Source organism: Pseudoalteromonas sp. DSM 26666, assembly GCF_900116475.1.
GTDB classification, from domain to species: Bacteria; Pseudomonadota; Gammaproteobacteria; order Enterobacterales; family Alteromonadaceae; genus Pseudoalteromonas; species Pseudoalteromonas tetraodonis.
The window spans coordinates 22,504-45,886 of record NZ_FPAR01000004.1; the positions used below are offsets into that span (position 1 = coordinate 22,504).

Consider the following 23,383-nt stretch of genomic DNA (forward strand, 5'->3'; position numbering starts at 1 on the left):
TGCATTTTTATGCTGTGCGAGGATAGACAAACCCCTTTGAAATTATAAGGACATATGTCCGCACTCAATTGGCAAGCCCTTTCTAGCTTGATCGAGATCAAAATAACGCTTGTATTGAATTTTCACCCCATCGTACCAATCTCTTATTTATCAGCACCACACACTTTATCAATTAGTTAAGGTATTCTCATGCGACAAAAAGTCTCTTTTAAAAGCGGTGAATTAGAACTTGCTGGACAACTTGAACAGCCCTCTGGTGAGGTGAAATTTTATGCCTTATTTGCCCACTGTTTTACCTGCTCTAAAGATGTAGCCGCTGCAACACGAATAAGCCGCGCACTCACTCAGCAAGGCATTGCTGTATTACGCTTTGATTTTACAGGGCTTGGTAATAGCGACGGTGACTTTGCCAACAGTAACTTTTCATCAAACATTCAAGACTTAGTGGCTGCTGCCAATCACTTAAGAACACACTTTAAAGCACCTCAGTTATTAATAGGTCACAGCTTAGGTGGTGCTGCGGTGCTTGCAGCAGCAGAGCATATACCCGAAGTGTCAGCTATTACGACTATAGGCGCGCCATCAGATGCCCAGCATGTTACTCATAACTTTGCTGCTCATTTAGATGAAATAAACCAATCGGGTGAAGCAAAAGTGTGTTTAGCTGGGCGTGAGTTTACGATTAAAAAGCAATTTATAGATGACATCGCCAAATACGATAACAGCCATATAGGTAAGCTTAAGCGTGCTTTGTTGGTTATGCACTCTCCTATTGATGCCACCGTGAATATTAGTGAAGCCGAAAAAATTTACGCCGCTGCCAAGCATCCAAAAAGCTTTATAAGTTTAGATAATGCCGATCACTTACTCAGCAATAAAGAAGACGCTAACTACGCAGCCGACGTCATTGCTACGTGGGCTAATCGCTATGTTGAATACGAGAAAACACCCTATAGTGCAAAATTAACTAACGGCAGTGTATTAGTTGAAGAAAAAGATCATCAATTCACTCAACACGTGAGTACTAAAAACCATACATGGCTTGCTGATGAGCCTACCGATGTCGGCGGCAAAAACTTAGGCCCAGACCCTTATGATCATTTACTCGCTGGGCTTGGAGCGTGTACTGCAATGACACTTCGCATGTATGCAAGTCGCAAAGAGTTACCGCTAGAGCATATAAAAGTAGAGCTTAACCATACCCGCAATTACAACCAAGATTGTGATGATTGTGAAAAAACCGGCAATCTAGAGGCCATTACCCGCAAAATAACCTTACAAGGAGATTTAACTGACGCTCAGCGAAATCGATTACTCGAAATAGCCGATAAATGCCCTGTGCATAAAACGCTACATAATAGCCCTTTGGTGGTGAGTGAATTAGTGGAGTGACTAAAACAAAGATAGCGCAGTAGGCCTGCGCTATTTTTAGGATTTTAATTTAAAAGCTGACTGTATCGTTTAATTTTCTAAAAACGCCGCTACCTCTTTACTCATTCTATCCACCAGCCATTTAGGGCCGCCATCGTACATATCGTTATGACGTGATTCTGCTATAAACGTTTGCGTAACGGGATAAACCGTTAACTCTTGGTCGGTTAAAAGCACGTTCGCATCGGCTGGGTAATCACTACCTCGAAGTGTGAGCACATATATGTTTTTATTGCGTGGCAATAACATGCGGCGGTGATCGAGCGTAATTAATTGGCTTACTTCATTTGGGTAAATAGCTGCATACAAGGCTGAGATATCTCCACCATTTGAGTGACCAAATAAAGTGAGTTTTGTAAACTCATACTCAGGGTATTTAACACTTAGCTCGTTGACTAAAAACTTGAGTGTTACAACACCCCGGTGCCAATTTTCCATACGGGTAGTCAGGTATGGCTGCGCACCATTAAGCGCAGGGTCACTTTTAAGCTCATGCGCTACCGCAATGCTTAAATAGTCTTGCGCATTAAATAACTTACTCGCAAAAGTGTATTCATTGTGGCTAATGCCATACCCTGCATTTACAAATACCACTGGGCATTTGACTTGCGCGCTGCACTTAAGGTGGTTAGTTGGTAGGGTAATATTTACAGGTATAGAGCGATTACGACTATCATCAATCACTACATCGTCTTGGGCATAACTTGATGATGCAAATAACGTAGTGCTTAAAGTCAGCGCACTTAATATTAAACGCTTTTTTATAATTTTTAACATGCATTTCATTGTATTATCTATATATTTTTAACTAGTATTAATTTTTATTATAAAGGTTAGCACGCTCCTTTACTAATTTGTGCGATAATAGCGATTATTGTTTTACTATTATCGCAAAAGAATCCATTCATGAAATCATACAGCAGCATTGAACAACGCATCGACATTCTACAAAGTAGAATTGAAGCCTACCAAGAAGAAATTAAAGTGTTACAAGCCGAGCCGAAAAGTAACAACGAACGTATTATTTTTAAGTTTATTGAAACCGGCAGTACAGGTAAAACCAAAGACTTTGTGAGAGAGCTTGGGATTAAATCACCGCGTGATAGTTTATATTCATCAGGTGATGTAACTAAACTAATTAAAGATGGCGCGGATGATATTTCGCCTGAGCTACTGAGCATAGCTCGCGCACTTGCTAGCGCGCGCAACAAAAATGGCCCTACTTGCTAATAGTAAATACAATAACGTATTAGCCGTAAGCTCTTGCGGCTAAACTGCAATTGTATTTCATCGATAATAATTGCAGTTAAATTTGCAGTTACTACAGCTTATTGTGCTGATTGGTCTTCGTAACCGAAGCAACAGTAATACATGCAGATGTGTGTGAACTGCTTGCAATTAAAGCTGCCAATCAATACCTGCCTTACTTAACTTCCACACCAAGCACCGTGCTATAAACCTTTGAGTGCTAGTTTTGCCATACTGGTCAAGGTGTTTATCATTAGAGTTAAAGTACTCCTTATAAACTTGTAAGTTAATTCAATGGCCTTAAAGGGTAATCCACAAAATGAGAGAATGTGCCCCAAAATACCTCTTACATCTTCGGCGTTACCTTTTGATATATCAATACTGTCTGCTAACACTTTTGCAATTTTATCGTAAACCGTAAGGGTATTTGAAATATCAGCTTGTATCGCATGTAATCTGCCTGACGCATGTAAATGAGTTATAATTGCTTCGCCAATTGTTCTTGCCCAACGAGTTGTGGGCCTAGCCTGCAAGCGCTTATCATAATCAAGTTTTACTTGTCGTCTTAATCTAGATTCCTTCCCTTTATTGATTGCAGCATAGCTCTTAAAGCAACTAGCAGTATGTAAATACCCTGGTGTTTCTTCCGTCATACTGTGAGCTTTTGGTGTTATCGTCGGTGCACCATGCAATATGTATTCATCCTCGGTATGCACAAAAGGCCATACAGGCACTAGCGGAACTGGGTCACCTGCATGGACACAACGATAGATACCATTATCGGTCGCATAAACGGTTTTTAGTGCAAAGCTTGGATACCCCACTCTAGGTGCACCAAAGGTATATAGTTTTACATTAGCGTTAAAGTGTTTCTTTAACCAGTTTGTAGCTAGATTAGCTAACGCACCTCCTAAGCTATGACCAACAACATGAATATTTAGACCTGTTTTTGATTGCGAAGCGGCTAATTTGAAGTAATCTTCAAGCTGCTGCTTTAATGAATTAAAAGTGTTATTAAATCCAGCATGAACAGGTTGCCCATTAGCGCATGTATTCACACCACAGTGTAAATCAGTAATAACATCACGCTTCTTTTCCGTCCCTCTTAAAGCTATTACAAAGTCACCTTCAAATGGCCCTCGTTTGCCTTTTGCTATACAGCCGAAAGGAGTTGTATGTTTAAATATTCTTTCTAAAACACTGCCACTAATTGCTTGCAAATTATCACTTTCAAAAGAAAACCCTACTGCCAACCTACTATGGTAGAGACTTTTTTGAGTTCCGCCGTTACGGTTTACATCATAAGCTACCGAAGCAAACAATGCTGCTAACTCCGGTGTTAATACATTCATATTTGTACTCATTCCAATATCCTTATTATAAAATTCCGCTTATCATCCGTTCAAAATCGGCTTCAAGATCTATTAAAACAAAATCGTCGTCCCATCGACAGATACTTTTTGCACAGTACGAATTCTGACACGATGTACCTTTAAAAGAAAAAAAAACTTCCTCATTAATAATGTCGCCATTCAACGAGTTCAACTTATCGACATACTCTTGAATAACAGAAATTCCACTAGGGTTACTTGACCATAATATAAAGTTGTCGCCACCGTATTGAGCTGTAATTTCCTGCCATCTTATTTTCTCTGCTATTAGCAAAGCAGGCTGACTGGATCTCAAGCTCATTTCTGGCATTTCAAATTCGCCATTGCTATCTGTAAAACACTCATCTTTTGTGTATTTACCATCAGAATAACTAAGTGTTCTTAATATTCTTACATTGGCAAGAGGCGCACCATTATTAACTAAACGGCCTTTCACTTCGGGACATAAATGTACTTTGTGAGTACCAATATGATTATTGATCTTTCTTAATATTTCAGAAAATGACATCAGCAAACCTTAAAGTTACCGTTAGCTGACAAAGTAGGAAATATTCCATATTTATATTGCCAACATCCATGTAAAAAAAGCAATATAACAAAAAAATGTAAAATTGCAAATTAGCTAAAATAACAGCTACTCTTGCATCTTTCTTTTGATCACATATCCTGTGAGATCTTGCATAAATTAAGCAACTACTATTGCTCCACTCTCCTATCTAACAAGTTTTTAGTTTGCTTGATATTATAAAGGTTCTTTAATAGTTACCTTTTAAGTTTCGCCTTTGACAAAAACAGCCCCCATTCAAGTTGATATATTTTTTATTCTGGTTTAGCTATCCTGACCAATAAACTTGTATAGATCATCATTGTTAACTTCTTGAAAATTTTCTTTCCAACGGCATATACTAATGCCTTTATATTCATGAAAAAGATCATTATCCTTAAAAGAGAATAAGATTTCTTCGTCAGAAATATCACCATTTAAGGTCCGTAACTTCTTTGCGTATGCAGGTTTCGTGTTTATACCTGAATTCTCACTTGACCATAATAAGAAAACATCATTTTCATAATGCGCAAATATCCTCTGAGAAGTAAACCTTTCAGCTAATAGCAAAGCAGGTTGGCTGGATCTTAAGCTCATTTCTGGCATTTCAAATGCGCCATTGCTATCTGTAAAACACTCATCTTTTGTGTATTTACCATCAGAATAACTAAGTGTTCTTGATATTTTTACATTAGCAAGAGGAGTTCCGTTATTAACTAAACGGCCTTTTACTTTGGGACATAAATGGACTTTATGAGTACCAATATGATTATTGATCTTTCTCAATATTTCAGAAAATGACATCAGCGAACCTCCAAGTTACCGTTAGCTGACAAAGCAGGAAAGACTCCATATTTATATTACTAACATCCTTGTTAAAAAGTGAACATAACAAAAACATATAAAATTGCAAATTAGCTTAAACAACAGCTAATCTGGCATCTTTCTTTTGATCACATATCCTGTTAGATCTTGCATAAATTAAGCAATTACTATTGCTCCACTCTCCTATCTAGCACCTTTATAATAAGCCTAATATTATAAAGGTGCTTTAATAGTTATTTTTTAGTTTCGCCTTTGATCAAAGCAGCTCCCCGATTCAAGTTAATATATTTTTTTGTTCTTGGTTTAGTAACATGAGTAATAAACTTGAACTGATAACTTCCTGAAAATTTTCTTTTTAACAGCATGTGCTAACACCATTATGTTAATAAAAGATGATTGTCTTAAAAGAGAATATTTCTTCATCAGAAATATCGCTAAAGCGCTTTGCATTTGCTGTAAAGTTTAAAAATGGCTGATCGAAATAATGACTACCTTTAAATAGCTCGCTCATAAAAATAAAGCACCTAAATTGGGTTTTGCCGAACAAAAAACCCCTTAGGTATTTAGCCTAAGGGGTTTTGATCTAACTAAAAGCTAGCTTTATTCTGCGCTTGGTAATTCTTTCTCAACTACACTAATAGCAAGCTCTGTCAGCGAATCGCTGTTAGCTTTGCTTGGTGCATCGGTTAATAAACACGATGCTTGTGTGGTTTTAGGGAAAGCAATAACGTCACGAATGTTATCAGTACCACATAACAACATAACTAAACGGTCTAAACCGAACGCTAAACCTGCATGCGGCGGTGTGCCGTATTTAAGTGCATCAAGTAAGAAACCAAATTTATCTTGCTGCTCTTGCGCTTCAATACCTAAAATTCTAAATGCCGCTTCTTGCATATCTGCATTGTGAATACGTACCGAGCCACCGCCGACTTCGTAGCCGTTTAATACCATATCGTAAGCATCTGAAATAGCCGCTGCTGGGTTTGCTTCAAGCTCACTGGCACTAATATCTTTTGGTGCAGTAAATGGATGGTGTACAGCGTGTAATGTGCCTTCGTCATCTTCTTCAAACATTGGGAAGTCAACAACCCAAAGTGGTGCCCAGCTATCTAAATTAGTGATTTCTAAATCAATACCAATTTTTAAACGAAGTGCGCCCATGGCTTCATTTACGGTGTTGCGTTTATCCGCACCAAATAAAATGATATCGCCTGTTTGTGCATTAGTACGTTCAAGTAACTGCGTGATCACATCTTCATTTAAGAATTTAGCGATTGGCGATTGCACGCCCTCAACGCCTGCATCGCGGTCATTTACTTTCATCCATGCTAAACCTTTAGCACCGTAAATACCGATAAACTTAGTGTAGTCATCTAGTTGCTTACGAGAAAGTGATGCACCACCTGGTACCGTTAGTACTGCAACACGGCCTTTTTCATCATTTGCTGGACCCGAGAATACTTTAAACTCTACGTCTTTTACTAAATCGGCTACATCAATTAGCTTCATTGGGTTACGTAAGTCTGGCTTATCAGAACCATATAGGCTCATTGCCTCAGAGTAAGGCATAATTGGGAAATCACCTAAATCAACATTTAGTAATGACTGCCACATTTCACGGATCATTTTCTCTGTCATGCCACGTACTTGATCAGAGCTCATGAACGAGGTTTCTAAATCTATTTGAGTAAATTCAGGTTGACGGTCAGCACGTAAGTCTTCATCACGGAAACATTTAACAATTTGGTAGTAACGGTCAAAACCCGACATCATCAACAATTGCTTAAATAACTGTGGCGACTGCGGTAATGCGTAAAAGCTACCTTTGTGTACACGACTTGGTACTAAATAATCACGCGCACCTTCTGGCGTTGCTTTAGTTAATACTGGCGTTTCGATATCTAAAAAGCCATTTTCATCTAAAAAGCGACGTACAAAGCTGCTTGCTTTAGCACGTAATTTAATACGGTCGCTCATTTCTAAACGACGTAAATCTAAGTAACGGTATTTTAAACGACGCTCTTCTGAGTTCACTTGGTTAAAATCAAGTGGCATAGGCTCAGAGCGGTTAATAATCGTTAAACCCGTGCCTAAAATTTCTACTTCACCGGTAGCCATGTCTTTATTTACTTGGCTGTCTGGGCGAGCGCGTACAATCCCTTTTAACTGAACACAAAATTCTTGACGAAGTTTGTTAGCTGTTTCCATTAATCCTTCAACTTCCGGATCGAATACAACTTGTACTAAACCTTCTCTATCGCGTAAATCGACAAAGATAAGTCCACCAAGGTCACGTCGTTTGTTGATCCAGCCACATAGTTCAACTTCCTGATCTACGTGAGTTTTATTTAGCTGTCCGCAGTATATAGAGCGCATAGTTTTCCTGTCAGATAAAAGGCATATAGCGGTTAAACACTGTTGTTTTAAAAGTTTTTATAAACACCAAAATGAAAATAAAACCGCTAGCAATTCAAAATAATCAAATTAAGCCCTGCATTATACCCAAGTAGGTTGAAGATGCTAGGGCGTGTTTACCTTTCGAGGTTGAATTTACAGCGCACTGTTTTGTTATTTGTTACACTACAGGCACTTTATAACAAGGCTTTTGTTTGTATGCTATATATTGGATGCCCGCAGTGGTCGAGCAGCGCATGGAAAGGAAATTTATTTTCACGCCAGTGTAAAAATGCCGATATGCTTAGCGAATATGCGCAGCATTTTAATTCGGTAGAAGGTAATACTAGCTTTTACGCCGATCCCTCGCCTGACACTGTATTACGATGGGCTGCCAGTGTACCTGATGAGTTTAAATTTACCTTTAAATTTCATCGGCGCTTTAGTCACGAACTCCAACTTACTAACGTGCAACATGAGCTAACTAATTGGCTTAATTTATTCGCCCCTCTATTTGAAAAAACAGGGCAAATAATGCTGCAATTACCTAAAGCGTTTGCGCCACAACATTTAGCTAAGCTTGCCGCTTTTATTGAATTACTTCCTAAAGAGCTGAACTATGGGGTTGAGGTACGCCACCCTGATTTTTTCAAAAAAGGTGTGGCCGAAATCGCACTTAATCAGCTTTTAATGGCAAATAATATAAACCGTATTGCTATGGATACTCGGGCGCTCTTTGCAGTAAAGCCAACCACCGAAGCGCTAATAGACGCACAACAGAAAAAACCGCATTTACCAGTTCACGCTATTGCTACGGGCTCGCAGCCTATGGCGCGCTTCGTTATTGCTAGCTTAGAAAACGATTATAAGACCTTTTATCAGCCTTGGCTTAGCAAAGTAACTCAGTGGCTTGATGAGGGCAAAAGTCCTTATGTGTTTTTTCATACCGCTGATAACCGCCAAGCGCCGCTGCTGGCTCGTCAGTTTTGCCAAGATTTGGGGTATAATCACAATGTACTCAATCCATTTAGTGGCGAAAAAGAAGCCCACCAGCAAGCACTTTTTTAAAAATAAATTCAAAATACAGAGACAATAATGAGTGAATACGCACGTTACTTTACCGGCTACCCTGCCAATATCGTTGAGCAAGCATTAGGACTAATAAAAGCAGGGAAAGTAAGTGAGTATTTACTTAAAAAATACCCGCAGGCGCATCGTATTACCAGTGATAAGTTACTGTATAGCTACGCCACTGAGCTTAAAAAGCAGTATTTAAAAAACGCCCCGCCATTTGGACGCGCTGCGTTTAAAAAACAAGGTGATATGGTTACCAATGCGCTCGGTACCCACACGTACCGTATGCAAGGTAAAACCCGCAAGCACGATTTAGCAATAAACAGCGATTTACTGCGCGCGCCAGAGCCATTATTAAAAGCATTAGTGGTGCACGAACTCGCGCATTTTAAAGAAAAAGACCACAATAAAGGCTTTTATAAACTGTGCTGCCATATGGAGCGACAGTACCATCAGCTAGAGCTAGATTTACGGATTTTTTGTGTGGCTATTGCGATGGGTGAGAATCCGTATAATTGAGCGGTCAGCGGTCAGCGGTCAGCGGTCAGCGGTCAGCGGTCAGCGGTCAGCGGTCAGCGGTCAGCGGTCAGCCAAAATAATGACACACGAGTTCACAATGAAAGCCCTCGTTAACAAAAAACGCGATATACATCGCGTTTTTATTATTGTCACTTTCTAATCTGACAGCTAAGAGCTTAAAAGCGTGTTAGGTTTCGTTTCACTTAACCCAGCCTACGTAAAAACGTTAAAGCCCTAATTCGGCCATAAAGTCGTCATCGCTATCATCTTGCTTTGGCTGTTTCGCTTTTTCTTTATCCGCTTTTTGCTTAGCTTCATTTTCGATAATATCGTCTGGGTCTATCGCTTCTACAATGTCAAAGTCGTGAAGTTTAATAAACTCTGTTTTATCCATCGCTAATTCTAAATAGAAGATATTTTGGTTGCGAGTCGTAAACGTTACGCGACGTGCTTGCGGACGATCCATAGTGGTATCAACCGATATTTGCACTTGTTTATTAATAGCCATCATTTTTGGCTGATTTTGGGTAATAGAGGTATGCAATTGTTCACGCACTTTTGACGTGAAGTCGCCCACTATTTGGTTCATCAACTCACCCATCACGTTTGAAACGTCATCAGATAAGTGGCTGTGTGCGATTTCGTCTTCTGGCATACCCATGTTACGCATATAATCGCCGTAAATTTCCATGGCCGCTTGCGCTGTAAAGTTGGTAACAACTAAGCCGGTAAAGCCCCCGTCAAATAAAACAAAACAGCCTATGTCTGGTCGCATACAAGTACGCGTTATTTTTTGTACCATGGCTGAATAGCTGATCTCGTTGCCGCTGGCTGATGAAAGTACACCCGTTACTGAGTGGCATAATGTTGCTAATATATCGTCGGTACTAATAACCTTACTTTTGCTCATTTAATAATCTCTTTTATACTTATTCTTCATAATTCTAGTCAAGCTACTGAATTTATCACTGACTATCCAGCATAAAATGTTAAAATAGCACTATTATTTTCAAAGAGACTGCCTTCGTGAGTATAAAAGACAGTATTTATGCCTCTGAGCAACAAGTAAAAGACTTTAGTTTTGATCAAAACGTGGTTGAAGTATTTCCCGACATGATCCAACGCTCGGTACCCGGTTATGCCACTATTGTAAGTACTATGGGAAAATTAGCGGGTGAGTATGCTCAGCCTAATTCTAACCTGTACGACTTGGGCTGCTCATTAGGGGCAGTAACCTTAAGTATGCGTCGTAATATTAAAACCGATAGCTGCCACATTATCGCCGTAGATAACTCACAAGCCATGGTTGAACGTTGTAAGGTCCATTTACAAGGATTTAGATCGGACGTTCCTGTAACGGTTACTTTAGGTGATATTAACGAGCTTGATATTCAAAACGCATCGGTTGTGGCAATGAATTTTACCCTGCAATTTATACCACCTGCGCAGCGCAAAGCGGTACTTGAAAAAATATACGCTAATTTAAAGCCCGGTGGCGTTTTGTTATTAAGTGAAAAAATTAAAGCCGAAAACGAGCAGTGCGATAACTTACTGATTGACTTGCACCACGACTTTAAACGCCATAATGGCTACTCTGAGCTTGAAATAAGCCAAAAGCGTACTGCCATTGAAAACGTAATGCGCCCCGATACACTTAGTACACATACACAACGTTTAAGCGACATTGGTTTTAGCCAAACGCAAGTGTGGTATCAATGTTTTAATTTTTGCTCAATGGTAGCAATTAAATAATTTAGAGAGTGACACATGTCTGCATGGTTTAACCAATTTTACGCTGCGATTGCACAAAGCCCACTTAGCCACTGGCTAGAAACCTTGCCTGCGCAATTAAAGCATTGGCAACAAGAGGCAAGTCATGGCGATTTGCCACAATGGCAAAAAGTGCTGAAAAACTTACCCGAGGTATCAACAAACCAAGTTGATATTGTCAGCAAAGTAGCAATAGGTGCGCCTGGCGAAATGTCTGAAGGCGAAAAAAAGCAAACCACGCATCTATTAAAGCGGATGATGCCTTGGCGTAAAGGCCCGTTTAACGTTCACGGTATTGAAATAAATACCGAATGGCGCAGCGACTGGAAATGGGATCGACTCCTGCCGCATATTGAGCCATTAAAAGGCCGTACTGTATTAGATATTGGTTGTGGCTCGGGGTATCACCTATGGCGTATGCGCGGTGAAGGTGCTCAATTTGTAGTGGGTATTGACCCATCTGACTTATTTTTGTGCCAGTTTCAGGCAATTAAACACTTTAACCCAGATGAAAACGTGCATTTGTTACCATTAGGTGTAGAAGCCCTGCCAGAGCTCAAAGCGTTTGATACAGTATTTTCAATGGGGGTGCTTTATCATCGTCGTTCCCCTATCGACTTTTTAGCGCAATTAAAAGCACAGCTTCGCCCAGGTGGTGAGCTGGTGCTTGAAACATTAGTTATTGAAGGCGATGAAAACACCGTATTAGTACCGACCGACCGCTACGCGAAAATGCGTAATGTATGGTTTATTCCAAGCACTGCGGCATTAAAATTGTGGATGGAACGTGTTGGCTTTAAAGATGTGCAAATTAAAGATTGTGCTATTACAACGCTCGACGAGCAGCGTAAAACTGACTGGATGGAAAACGAATCTTTAGTTGACTTTTTAGACCCCGCTGACACCAGTAAAACCATTGAAGGCTACCCTGCACCACTTAGAGCGATACTTACAGCTAAAGCCTAATTTGTAGTATTAATTTTTATTTCCATATTAAAAAGCGCCATTGGGCGCTTTTTTTGTTTACTAATACAGCAACTAGCGGACAAGTGTCCTTGTCTTTAAAATCAAATCCAGATTTCAACTAGCCGCGCCCTTGCAATTGTTGTAAAATACGCGCGTTTCTAAGTAAGCATCAAAACAACTATTTTGAGGAAAACCTGTGAGCGAACAAAAACAGTCTCTAAGCTATAAAGACGCGGGCGTAGATATCGACGCTGGTAATGCACTTGTTGAGCGTATTAAAGGCGTAGTTAAAAAAACTCGTCGTCCTGAAGTGATGGGCGGAATTGGTGGTTTTGGCGCACTTTGCGAAATTCCTGAAGGTTATAAGCAACCCGTACTTGTAGCAGGCACTGACGGTGTTGGCACTAAGTTACGCTTAGCAATTGACCTTAAAAAGCACGATACTGTAGGTATCGACTTAGTTGCGATGTGTGTAAATGATTTAATAGTACAAGGCGCTGAACCCCTGTTTTTTCTAGATTACTATGCAACGGGTAAACTAGATGTAGACACAGCAGCCGACGTAGTAACCGGTATTGGTAAAGGTTGTGAAATTTCAGGTTGTGCCCTAATTGGTGGCGAAACAGCTGAAATGCCAGGTATGTATGATGGTGAAGACTACGACATGGCAGGCTTTTGTACCGGTGTGGTAGAAAAATCAAAAATTATTGATGGCACTAAAGTAGCTGCAGGCGATCAACTTATTGCCCTTGCTTCTAGCGGTCCTCACTCAAATGGTTTCTCTTTAATTCGCAAAGTTTTAGAAGTCTCTAACGCTGATACTAATCAAGTGATTGATGGCAAAACCTTAGGTGAGCACCTTTTAGAACCAACACGTATTTACGTTAAACCATTACTTGAGTTGTTCAAGCAAGTAGACGTGCATGCCCTTTCGCATATTACTGGTGGCGGTTTTTGGGAAAATATCCCACGCGTATTACCTGAATCTGCTAAAGCGGTTGTTAAAGGTGATAGCTGGCAGTGGCCAAGTGTGTTTAGCTGGTTGCAAGAAAACGGCAACATTACAACACATGAAATGTACCGCACATTTAACTGTGGTGTAGGCATGGTGTTAGTTGTACCTGCGGATGAGCTTGAAAATAGCTTAAATATCTTAAAAGATCTTGGCGAGAACGCATGGCACCTTGGTGAAATCCAAGATGCCGTTGCTGGCGAAGAGCAAGTTGAAATTGTAGGTGGTGCTGCGTAATGGCACCCACTCGTCTAGTAGTTTTGATCTCAGGCAGTGGCTCAAATTTACAAGCCATTATAGACGCCTGTGAAAGCGGCGAGATAAACGCCCATATAGCGGCTGTTATTAGTAACAAAGCAGACGCTTATGGGTTAGAGCGTGCAAAAAATGCAGGTATTGCCACACACGTGCTGAGTCATAAAGAGTTTGACTCACGCGAAGCGTACGATGCCCAGTTAATGCATATAATTGACTCTTTTGAACCAAATCTAGTTGTATTAGCTGGGTTTATGCGTATTCTAACTCCTAACTTAGTGCAAAAATATGTTGGAAAAATGTTGAACATTCATCCATCTTTGTTGCCTAAGTACCAGGGGCTGAATACCCACCAAAGAGCAATTGATGCAAAAGACGACGTTCACGGCGTTAGTGTTCACTTTGTTACTGAAGAATTAGACGGCGGACCCGTTATTCTTCAAGCCAAAGTGCCTGTATTAGCAGACGATACAGCAGACACGCTCGCTAAGCGTGTGCATGCGCAAGAGCACATAATTTATCCTTTGGTGGTCAAGTGGTTCAGTGAACAACGACTTACGATGGAAGCAGATTATGCAGTTCTTGACGAAAAACAACTTCCTGCACACGGCGCGCACTACCCAAAATAAAAAATTAAGTGCCTGGCTATTATGTGCGGGCACTTTATTACTTCCTACCAGCCTGATTGCAGGTGAGTTAACCCAGTATCAAGCCAGCTACGATATTTTGCGCAAAGGCGCAAATCATGGTATAGCCGAGCGGACGCTTAAAAAACTCGATAATAATAACTACCAAGTCACTTACCATAGCGATATTGAATGGATGATTTTCTCTGACTCACGTCAAGAGTCATCAACTTTTAGCTTTGCTAACGATAAAGTAGAGCCTATTCAGTACTCTATGATCCGCACGGGGACTGGGCCTGACAAAAAGTATGAAATTAACTTTGATCGTCAAACACAAACTGTCACCAGTAACACCAGCGACTACCCGTTAAAATGCCAATGGCATGATAACTTCCAAGATGGTATTTCTTATCAAGTGCAAGTTCGAGAAGGACTTAAAAAAGGAAAAACTAGTTTCTCGTTTCCGTTAGTTGATAAAAAAGGTAATTGCCGTGACTACGACTTTGAAGTGGTAGAAACCGAAATGATTTCCTTACCGATTGGTAACGTAGAAGCCATTAAAGTAAAACGTTTATACGACAATGACAAACGCCAAGCCTTAGCATGGTTTGCCCCAGAAATGGATTATATGCTAGTGCGCATGTGGAAAGGTGAAAAAGGTGTGGAACAGTTTGAAGTGCAGATGAAATCGTTTACCGTGATCAATCCACCGGCTTTACCTGCACAAGTTAAAAACGAAATAACCCCCGAATAAATTACTTACAAGATGCAATACGAAACGCCCAAGTGTGATAACCATAACTTGGGCTTTTCATTTCAATACTTAAATTTGAAACTTTAAGTTGGGTTTCGTTTTACTCTACCAATCTACATTAATTCACCCATTTTAAATAACGCAAACTCTCCTGGCTGCATTTTTTGCCAGCGTTCATCGTTGGTTAGCGGCCTTGTTGCTATAACCGTTACCACATCGTTTGGCGTGGTTTCTTGTTGAAAGTCGACCACCATGTCGGCATCAATAAGTGTTGCTTTACCAAACGGTGCACGGCGCGTTATGTAATGTAAATTATTAGTACAATACGCTAAAACAAATACACCATCGGTCAATAACATATTAAACACGCCTTTTTCACGTAGCGTATGCGAAAGCTTAGCCGCATATCTAAAAACCGACGCCATATTACCTGGTCGCTGCGGGTACTTTTCACGAATTTTGTCAAGCAACCAGCAAAATGCCAACTCGCTATCGGTATTACCCACAGGTCGATAATATTCAGGTTTTAAATCATGATAATTTGAAAGCTGCCCGTTATGAGCATAGGTTATTTCACGCCCCCACAACTCACGAGTAAACGGGTGGGTGTTTTCTAGACACACTCGCCCGCGGTTGCCTTGACGAATATGACTTATCACCGATACGCTTTTAATCGGATAAGCTTTAACTAATTTAGCTATTTCTGACTGGTAACTTGGCTCGGGATCTTTAAAGGTTCTACAACCTTTGCCTTCATAAAAAGTAATGCCCCAGCCATCTTTATGCGGCCCCGTATTGCCACCGCGCTCCAACAGCCCTGAAAAACTAAAACAAATATCCGTTGGTACATTGGCTGACATGCCAAGTAATTCACACATAAAATAAATAAACCTTTAGAAAGCTAAACATAGAATATCGTTCTATTTTTAATAAGCGTACACTGAAAATCATAAGTATATTTACTTAATTAAACTTATATTACTACTAGATTAATTGATTTTTTTAATGCTTATATTTTTTATGATAAGCCAAAATAAACCATTACAGTTAAACTGTTCGTATAACATACAACGCATTGTAATAATCGTACCGATAACTACACTTTAATCTAAGTAATGTACTTGAAACTTAGCGTTACTAGCGCTACTCTAAACGAGGTGGTCTGACCTCTATTAAGGAATTAGCAATGACACTCATATTTACACTCGGTTTAATCGCACTGCTCAGCATTGCGCTTTACCACAGAGCGAGTTGGAACACAGCACTTGGTGTTTCTGCCGCAACATTATTAATTGGTACCTTTGCTGGTGCTTTTGGTTTAATTAGCTGGGTGATCTTTTTAATCATCGCAGTGCCTCTTTCTGTTACTGGCATTCGTCAGCAATATATTATCAAGCCTATTTTCAAGGTCTTCAAAAAAGTTACACCGAGCATGTCTGACACCGAAAAGTCAGCTATTGATGCCGGTACAACTTGGTGGGAAGCTGATTTATTTTGTGGTAACCCAGATTGGAAAAAGCTTCACCAGTATCCAGTTCCAAAACTTACTATTGAAGAGCAGGCATTTATCGACGGCCCTGTTGAAGTTGTATGTAGTATGCTGGACGATTGGGAAGCTACGCATGAGCTAACTGATTTACCTCAGGATGTATGGCAATATCTGAAAGATAACAAATTCTTTGCCATGATCATTAAAAAGGAATACGGCGGCTTAGAATTCTCTGCATTTGCACAATCGTGTGTACTGCAAAAACTAACCAGTAAATCAACATTGCTTTCGTCAATTGTTGGTGTACCTAACTCGTTAGGCCCGGGTGAGTTATTACAGCACTACGGTACTGAAGATCAAAAAAATCATTACTTACCGCGTTTAGCAAGCGGTCAAGAAATTCCATGTTTTGCTCTTACTTCGCCAGAGGCAGGTTCTGATGCAAGCTCAATTCCAGACTATGGTGTAGTATGTAAAGGGCAATGGAATGGCGAAGAAGTAGTCGGTGTAAGCCTTACATGGAACAAGCGTTACATTACACTTGCACCTGTAGCTACGGTTCTTGGTCTAGCATTTAAATTACAAGATCCAGATGGATTATTAAGTGACGTTAAAGAGCCTGGTATTACCTGTGCACTTATCCCAACAGATACCCCAGGGGTAGAAATTGGTCGTCGTCACTTCCCGCTTAATGTGCCGTTCCAAAATGGCCCTACTCGCGGTAAAGATATTTTTGTACCACTTGATTACATTATTGGTGGCCCAGAAATGGCTGGTCAAGGCTGGCGTATGCTGGTTGAGTGTTTATCGGTTGGTCGTGCAATTACATTGCCGTCAAATTCAGCCGGTGGCATTAAAATGATTGCTGTAGCAACCGGTGCTTACAGCCGTATTCGTCGTCAATTCCGCTTACCAATTGGTAAAATGGAAGGGGTTGAAGAGTCAATGGCGAAACTTGCCGGTTATGCTTACAGCTCAGACGCTGCAGTAAGTATGTCTACTGGCGCGGTTGATTTAGGCGAAAAACCATCTGTTATTTCGGCTATTATTAAATACCACCTTACCGAGCAAATGCGCGATGCCACCATTCATGCAATGGATGTGCTAGGCGGTAAAGGGATCATGCTTGGGCCAAATAACTATTTAGGTCGTGGCTATCAAGGTGCACCTATTGCCATTACCGTTGAAGGTGCAAACATCTTGACCCGTAATATGATTATTTATGGTCAAGGTGCTATTCGTTGTCATCCATTTGTACTTACCGAGCTAGGTGCGTGTGAAATTGAAGACCGCGAAGAAGCGCTTAACGTATTTGATAAAGCGCTAATGGGCCACATTGGCTTTACCATGTCTAACCTAGTACGCACTAAGTGGCTTGCACTTACTGGCGCTCGCTTTACTAGTGTGCCGTACAAAGACGAAACGGCAGAGTTTTATCGTATAGCTTCACGCTTTAGTGCATCGCTTGCACTTATGTCTGATATTAGTATGGCAGTATTTGGTGGTTCACTTAAACGTAAAGAACGTATTTCAGCACGCTTAGGTGACTTATTAAGCTACCTTTACTTAGTGTCTGCAACGCTTAAACGTTATAACGACGAAGGCCGTAAAAAAGAAGATTTTGCACTGATTCAGTGGAGCTGTCAGGATCACCTTTACCACTGTCAACGTGCGCTTGCTGATTTAATCAACAATATGCCATCTGCACCACTTCGTGGCGTATTAAAAGTATTGTTATTCCCGTTTGGTCGCCCGGTTCGTAAACCTACTGACAAACTTGAGCATAAACTAGCGCAATTACTGCAAGTGCCTAGCGAAACGCGTAATCGTTTAGCAAGTTATGTATACCTTACAAACGAGCCGCTTAACCTTGTAGGTCGTCAAGAGCAAACGCTTAAAGATGTGCTAGAGGTAGAGCCTTTATTTGAACGCGTATGTAAAGAGAAAGGCGTTAAATTGCCATTCTTCCAACTTGATAAAGTGGCGCAAATGGGCTTAGAAGCTGGCATTTTAAGCCAAGCTGAAGCTGATAAGTTAGCAGCTGTTGAACAAGCTCGCTTAGACGTTATTAACGTTGACGACTTTGACCCTGCAGATTTACTTGCCGGCAAAGCAGCGCGTAATAGCAAAGCTAAATCTAAAAAGGCAGATGCCGCTTAACTAGTTTAGTAAAGCTAGCAGCAACCCTGTTGAAATTAGCCAAACCAGCGCATAATGCGCTGGTTTTTTTTGTGCAAGGTAAACCTGTAATACACACCACATATTTCCAATGACAAATAATACAATATGAGTGTAACCAAAAATAACGCTATAACTTATTGTGGCTAATAAAAACAGCAATATGCTAGGTAAAAACTGGCTAATATAAAAGGCGCGTTCTTGCTCGCATGTTTTAAAAAATAATCGATACTGCTCATACACCCTACCGCAATCAAATTGCAATGAACTACTAAAGAGTACAATAAAAGCCATGGCTAATATCACAAGTATAGGTACTAAATCAGCACGTTCGTTTATTAGCGCAGCTGATGCCATGAATACACATAAAAGTAACGACACGCGCCAAACAAGTGTCCAACAATGGTTTAATAAATAACAAAACCAAAAGCCCAATAATGAACTTACTGCAATACGCCCGTTAACATTAACCACGGGGACAAAAAGGCTCAGCGCAAACAATAAAGCAAAGCCCATATGATAAGTGAGCGGCTGCATATGAATAGGAACCAGCACTAATATCGTGCTAAACAAAAAGCCATATACCAGTGCGCTGGTTTTGTATAAACACAAAACGCCCAAGCTAAACTGCAGCAACATAAATACAATAAAATGCGGTACTTTAACCCATTGTGATAGCGTTAAATCTAGCGCAATTAATACACTGGCTATAAGCCATGCATTACTGAGCGTTAATAGTTTAATATCGACTAAATATAACCAAACTGATCGTGCAATAGTTTGCTGAAATAACCGCTGCTTACTATTTTTAATTGCTGACTTCATTGCGCTGAGCATCACACTTTGTAGTAACAAATAAAATAAAGCCATTTGTGCACCGTATTGGGGTGCTGCGCTGCTGTCTATAATTTTTCCAAGGCCTAAAAAAAGTAGCAATATCAAACCCAACACTGACGAGCCTAACACCACTAAAAATAACAACCCAAAGCTTTTTAGTTGTAACAATAATTGCGTGAGTTCAGTTTTGTAAGCCTGATAACGATAACCCATAAAAGAGCGATATTGCCCGATTGATTGTTTTAAATTTGCAATCATAACGGTATACACTCAAAGCCACGCTCAATAAATGGCGCTGGTTCATGGCAGGTGATGACTATTTGCCCATTTGGCTTACCTATTAGATATTCATCAAGCAGTACTAATAAATACTGAATACTGGCTTGATCAAGTGCTGCGCTGGGTTCGTCTAGAAGTAAATAAGGTGCATCACGCATAAGCGCTAAAATTAACTGGCATTTCTTTTGATTACCTGACGACAGGGCATCAAAACGAGTATTTAAAAATTCATTGAAATTAAACCCATCTATTATTGTCGTTGGCCAATCACAACCCAGCGTATTCACGGACAAGTTAATAATTTGCTTTGCCGTAAGAAAGTCAGGTAAAGCAATACAGTCTGAGGCTATAGCAACTTGTTTATGCGGTTCGGTTAATGCTTTTTTAGAAAATAAAATCTGCCCACTTTGGCGCGTTTCGAGCTCTGCCAACATCATCAACAACGTTGTTTTACCTTGGCCATTAGGCGCTTCAATGCATATTTTAGGTGCACAAAACTGCACACTATAACCACTGTACAATACGTTTTCAGCAAACTGTTTATGTAACCCAATGACTTCTATCATAAATACTCCCTGATTTTGAAAGTGAATTATAACTGGTTTTCTATTTTCGTGGGCTACATGGTTTGTAACACTTTATTGCAGTTCGAATAGGCTAATTACTTGCGTTTAAAAAACCTTCGGTTAACACTAAAAGTCCATAATTATAATCCAAGGAATGTATCTATGAAAAAAGCCCTCAAATTTGCCTGTATTACCTGTGCAGTATCAATTGCATTAACAGGTTGCAGTCAATCTAATAATTCAGCCTCTACCCCTGTGGCAACTGAGCAAACACGACAAGTAAAAACCTATAACGCTAAAACCTTTTTTGATACAACATCTATCATGGGCAGTAGCTTTTCCCCGACTGGCGATAAAGTTCTAGTTAGTAGCGATGAAAGCGGTATTTACAGCTTGTATGAAGTTGACGTAAAAACAGGTAGCAAAACGCGCCTAACCAATTTTGAAGACAGCACCTACCCTATTCGCTATTTCCCAAATGATGAGCGTGTACTATTTACCAAGGACTCAGGCGGTAATGAGCGCTACCATGTTTATGTGCGTGAAGTTGATGGTTCAATCAAAGATTTAACCCCAGGGGAAGAAACCCGCGCGAGTTTTGCAGGCTTTACTAAAGATGGCAGTCAGTTTTTTATTACCAGTAATCAACGCGATGCCAAGTTTATGGACTTGTATCGCGTAGATAGCAAAACCTATAAAGTCACGCCCGTTTATCAAAACACACAAGGACTAGATGTGGGCGCAATTAGCCCCGATGGACGCTACATTGCGCTGTCTAAAAATAATACCAATAAAGACAGCGATACGTTTATTCTTGATACCTATAAGAAAACCCTCAAGCCGCAATTAATTTCAAAACACGATACACCAGCACAATATACGCCTGAGACCTTCTCTGTAGACAGCAAATATTTATACTACTCAACAGACGCTAAAGGAGAGTTTTCAGAGGTGTGGCAATATGAGCTCGCCACAGGCAAGCACAGTCCAGCATTAAAAGATGATTGGGACGTTAGCTTTATTGATTTTTCTAAATCTGGGCGATACCAAGTAAGCGGTGTAAATGCTGATGCCAGCACAAAGGTCACAGTAAAAGACACGCAAACAGGGGATGAAATTGCCATGCCTAAATTACCTGCGGGAAATCTTCGTGGTGTGAATTTCTCAAGCGATGAGAAAACCATGGCGTTTTATTTAAATTCAGATACCTCACCAAGCAACTTATTTGTTTGGCAAGTTAGCAGTAATGAAGCCAAGCAACTTACCAACACATTAAGTGAAGATATAGATCAAAACGACTTAGTAGAGAGCACCATTGTGCGCTTTAAAAGTTTTGATGGTTTAGAAATACCGGGCGTATTATACAAACCAAAACAAGCCAGCAGCACCAATAAAGTACCTGCACTTATTTGGGTGCATGGCGGCCCAGGTGGGCAAAGCCGAACTGGTTATAGCGCAATGCAGCAACATTTAGTTAATCATGGCTATGCTATTTTTGCCGTCAATAACCGCGGTAGCTCAGGCTATGGTAAAACATTTTTCCATTTAGACGATAAAAAACATGGCACCGATGATCTACAAGATATTATCTACGGTAAAAAACACTTACAAAGCCTAGATTGGGTCGATGCAGATAAAATCGGCATCATGGGTGGTAGCTACGGCGGTTTTATGACCGCAGCCGCGCTTGCCTTTAAACCGGAAGAGTTCAAAGTAGGTATCAATATTTTTGGTGTGACTAACTGGGTACGCACACTGAACTCAATTCCACCATGGTGGGAAAGCTTTAAAAAGGCGCTTTACGATGAAATGGGCGATCCTGCCACCGATGGTGAACGTCACCGTGCTATTTCACCGCTGTTTCATGCCGATAACATCACTAAGCCTTTAATGGTAATACAAGGTGCTAATGATCCACGCGTATTACAAGTTGAAAGCGATGAGTTGGTTACTGCGGTTAAAGCTAATGGTGTGCCAGTAGAATATGTATTATTTGATGATGAAGGACACGGTTTTAGCAAAAAAGAAAACCGTATCAGCGCCTCAAACGCCTACCTCAACTTTTTAGATACTTACTTAAAAGAGTTATTTGGCCCACAAGGATAATTGCAAGCCAATTTATATTAAAGCCTGCTGCGTTTTCATGTACGCAGGCTTTTTATTACTTTTTTATTGCTTGGTTAATCTGGGTTCCAGTAAAGCGAACGCCAAACCAAATACAGCAGCCAAAATACCTAAAAACTCAAACCAACTATTGCCTGCATGTGGTATTGTTCGCGAGAGTTCATCTACGTTATAAAGTCGTTTACCTCCCTCGACTTCTTCAACAAATGATTCACCGATGTATTCATCCATTAACTTAAAACTGGGTACCCTTCTGGCCAGCATTTCACGCGTTTTTTCCTCTCTTTTCTCTCGGTTTGAATCAATAATATAATTGCTCCAATGAGTAAAAACATTCAGGGGTTCATCTGTTTTGATCACACCCAGTGATTTGTATTCGTAAAAGCGTTCATTGAACAGATAATTTTTATGTCCTGCATAAAATAATGCACAGCCAAAAGAAATCAGAAACATAGCGAGGTATATAATTTTACGCTGTGCGACTGAGCTTTTTACTGCTTTACTTTTAAACCACAGCTCTAAATCGGGTATTTGCATGAGTCTTGTTTTGTCATGGCTGTAGGTAAGGGGCTTCATAAACTCATCAATTGAAAGGTCTAATGCTATCAATAAAGCTCTAAATATTTCATTCGAGGGAATTGATTTATCGTTTTCAAGTTTTGATAAATAACTTTGCTCTATACCCGCTTGCTGGGCAAATTCAGGTTGGCTCAATTTTTTATTATTTCTTAGCTGCTTTAATTGCTGACCTAATGTACTCATCTTAATGCTTCCTTTTTTAAAGTGAGATTAGATTCTTGGTAATTCATGCAGAGATAAGAAGCTGAATATTGAAGAATAGACAAGAATATTAGCAGGTTAGTATATAAGAGTCGAGCTGATAGCTGATAGCTGATAGCTGATAGCTGATAGCTGATAGCTGATAGCTGATAGCTGATAGCTGATAGCTGATAAAAATGATGTTTGGATTTATTAATAAGTAAATTATTTATTGCTTGTTATTGAGGAAATAACAAGTGGCGGAGTGGACGGGACTCGAACCCGCGACCCCCGGCGTGACAGGCCGGTATTCTAACCAACTGAACTACCACTCCGCAG

The 23,383-nt window shown here is 40.2% G+C and carries 22 protein-coding genes and 1 tRNA gene; 11 read left to right on the top strand and 12 right to left on the bottom strand.

The window, feature by feature from the left end; genetic code table 11:
* Positions 1–189 precede the first annotated feature (189 nt).
* Positions 190–1,392 (top strand): bifunctional alpha/beta hydrolase/OsmC family protein, encoded by a 1,203-nt coding sequence (locus tag BM380_RS08370; RefSeq protein ID WP_090493945.1) that lies wholly within the window; start codon positions 190–192, stop codon positions 1,390–1,392.
* Positions 1,393–1,461: 69 nt separating this feature from the next.
* Here BM380_RS08370 and BM380_RS08375 read toward each other — a convergent pair whose 3' ends face one another.
* On the bottom strand, positions 1,462–2,208 hold the full coding sequence (locus tag BM380_RS08375) for an alpha/beta hydrolase family protein (protein WP_090494238.1): 747 nt from the start codon (positions 2,206–2,208) through the stop codon (positions 1,462–1,464).
* A gap of 129 nt (positions 2,209–2,337) precedes the next feature.
* Here BM380_RS08375 and BM380_RS08380 point away from each other — a divergent pair, with 129 nt between their 5' ends.
* The gene (locus BM380_RS08380) at positions 2,338–2,661 is read left to right on the top strand and encodes a hypothetical protein (RefSeq protein WP_090493947.1); all 324 of its coding nucleotides are present in this window, start codon (positions 2,338–2,340) and stop codon (positions 2,659–2,661) included.
* Positions 2,662–2,882: 221 nt separating this feature from the next.
* On the opposite strand, the gene BM380_RS08385 is transcribed toward BM380_RS08380, so the two are convergent.
* The 5 genes from BM380_RS08385 to aspS form a co-directional block, all read right to left on the bottom strand.
* Positions 2,883–4,043 carry a lipase family protein gene (locus BM380_RS08385; RefSeq protein ID WP_235420529.1) on the bottom strand — a complete coding sequence of 387 codons (1,161 nt, stop codon included), beginning with the start codon at positions 4,041–4,043 and terminating at the stop codon, positions 2,883–2,885.
* Positions 4,044–4,056: 13 nt separating this feature from the next.
* A complete protein-coding gene (locus BM380_RS08390) occupies positions 4,057–4,578 on the bottom strand; it encodes a DUF6795 domain-containing protein (RefSeq protein WP_024601630.1) in 522 nt (173 codons plus the stop codon).
* Positions 4,579–4,899: 321 nt separating this feature from the next.
* Positions 4,900–5,418: a DUF6795 domain-containing protein gene (locus BM380_RS08395; protein ID WP_090493949.1), complete on the bottom strand. Its 519-nt coding sequence runs from the start codon at positions 5,416–5,418 to the stop codon at positions 4,900–4,902.
* Between the two features lie 403 nt (positions 5,419–5,821).
* A complete protein-coding gene (locus BM380_RS18480; RefSeq protein ID WP_268746949.1) occupies positions 5,822–5,950 on the bottom strand; it encodes a hypothetical protein in 129 nt (42 codons plus the stop codon).
* A gap of 89 nt (positions 5,951–6,039) precedes the next feature.
* Positions 6,040–7,818: an aspartate--tRNA ligase gene (gene aspS / locus BM380_RS08400; protein WP_013464572.1), complete on the bottom strand. Its 1,779-nt coding sequence runs from the start codon at positions 7,816–7,818 to the stop codon at positions 6,040–6,042.
* Positions 7,819–8,055: 237 nt separating this feature from the next.
* Between aspS and BM380_RS08405 the strand changes: the two genes are divergently transcribed.
* A complete protein-coding gene (locus tag BM380_RS08405; protein ID WP_090493951.1) occupies positions 8,056–8,904 on the top strand; it encodes a DUF72 domain-containing protein in 849 nt (282 codons plus the stop codon).
* A 27-nt stretch (positions 8,905–8,931) separates the two neighbouring features.
* Entirely contained in the window at positions 8,932–9,429 is a 498-nt protein-coding gene (locus BM380_RS08410; protein ID WP_090493953.1) for a M48 metallopeptidase family protein, read from the top strand.
* A gap of 226 nt (positions 9,430–9,655) precedes the next feature.
* On the opposite strand, the gene BM380_RS08415 is transcribed toward BM380_RS08410, so the two are convergent.
* Entirely contained in the window at positions 9,656–10,339 is a 684-nt protein-coding gene (locus BM380_RS08415) for a DUF3334 family protein (protein WP_008111638.1), read from the bottom strand.
* A 116-nt stretch (positions 10,340–10,455) separates the two neighbouring features.
* On the opposite strand from BM380_RS08415, the gene cmoA reads away from it, so the two are divergent.
* From cmoA to BM380_RS08440, 5 genes are all read left to right on the top strand, one after another.
* Entirely contained in the window at positions 10,456–11,181 is a 726-nt protein-coding gene (gene cmoA, locus BM380_RS08420) for a carboxy-S-adenosyl-L-methionine synthase CmoA (RefSeq protein WP_090493955.1), read from the top strand.
* A gap of 15 nt (positions 11,182–11,196) precedes the next feature.
* On the top strand, positions 11,197–12,165 hold the full coding sequence (gene cmoB / locus BM380_RS08425; RefSeq protein ID WP_024600781.1) for a tRNA 5-methoxyuridine(34)/uridine 5-oxyacetic acid(34) synthase CmoB: 969 nt from the start codon (positions 11,197–11,199) through the stop codon (positions 12,163–12,165).
* A gap of 196 nt (positions 12,166–12,361) precedes the next feature.
* Positions 12,362–13,414 (top strand): phosphoribosylformylglycinamidine cyclo-ligase, encoded by a 1,053-nt coding sequence (purM, locus tag BM380_RS08430; RefSeq protein ID WP_016899473.1) that lies wholly within the window; start codon positions 12,362–12,364, stop codon positions 13,412–13,414.
* Positions 13,414–14,061 carry a phosphoribosylglycinamide formyltransferase gene (gene purN, locus BM380_RS08435; protein ID WP_016899472.1) on the top strand — a complete coding sequence of 216 codons (648 nt, stop codon included), beginning with the start codon at positions 13,414–13,416 and terminating at the stop codon, positions 14,059–14,061. Before purM ends, purN begins: the two co-directional genes overlap by 1 nt.
* The gene (locus BM380_RS08440; RefSeq protein WP_254772065.1) at positions 14,015–14,812 is read left to right on the top strand and encodes a DUF3108 domain-containing protein; all 798 of its coding nucleotides are present in this window, start codon (positions 14,015–14,017) and stop codon (positions 14,810–14,812) included. The genes purN and BM380_RS08440 overlap by 47 nt, the downstream gene beginning before the upstream one ends.
* Positions 14,813–14,925: 113 nt before the next feature.
* Here the strand turns inward: BM380_RS08440 and BM380_RS08445 are convergent, their stop codons facing one another.
* Positions 14,926–15,690, bottom strand: coding sequence for a class II glutamine amidotransferase (locus tag BM380_RS08445; RefSeq protein WP_090493957.1), 765 nt, complete (start codon positions 15,688–15,690; stop codon positions 14,926–14,928).
* Between the two features lie 308 nt (positions 15,691–15,998).
* On the opposite strand from BM380_RS08445, the gene fadE reads away from it, so the two are divergent.
* Positions 15,999–18,461, top strand: a complete 2,463-nt coding sequence (gene fadE / locus BM380_RS08450; RefSeq protein WP_090493959.1) for an acyl-CoA dehydrogenase FadE — start codon at positions 15,999–16,001, stop codon at positions 18,459–18,461.
* Here the strand turns inward: fadE and BM380_RS08455 are convergent, their stop codons facing one another.
* Both BM380_RS08455 and BM380_RS08460 read right to left on the bottom strand, forming a co-directional pair.
* On the bottom strand, positions 18,462–19,574 hold the full coding sequence (locus tag BM380_RS08455; protein ID WP_090493961.1) for a DUF6136 family protein: 1,113 nt from the start codon (positions 19,572–19,574) through the stop codon (positions 18,462–18,464).
* A complete protein-coding gene (locus BM380_RS08460; protein WP_090493963.1) occupies positions 19,571–20,161 on the bottom strand; it encodes an ABC transporter ATP-binding protein in 591 nt (196 codons plus the stop codon). Before BM380_RS08460 ends, BM380_RS08455 begins: the two co-directional genes overlap by 4 nt.
* 162 nt (positions 20,162–20,323) lie before the next feature.
* Here BM380_RS08460 and BM380_RS08465 point away from each other — a divergent pair, with 162 nt between their 5' ends.
* Positions 20,324–22,267: a S9 family peptidase gene (locus BM380_RS08465; protein WP_090493965.1), complete on the top strand. Its 1,944-nt coding sequence runs from the start codon at positions 20,324–20,326 to the stop codon at positions 22,265–22,267.
* A gap of 63 nt (positions 22,268–22,330) precedes the next feature.
* Here the strand turns inward: BM380_RS08465 and BM380_RS08470 are convergent, their stop codons facing one another.
* Positions 22,331–23,047, bottom strand: a complete 717-nt coding sequence (locus BM380_RS08470) for a helix-turn-helix domain-containing protein (protein ID WP_090493967.1) — start codon at positions 23,045–23,047, stop codon at positions 22,331–22,333.
* Positions 23,048–23,302: 255 nt separating this feature from the next.
* Positions 23,303–23,379: transfer RNA gene (locus BM380_RS08475), tRNA-Asp, on the bottom strand.
* Positions 23,380–23,383 lie beyond the last annotated feature (4 nt).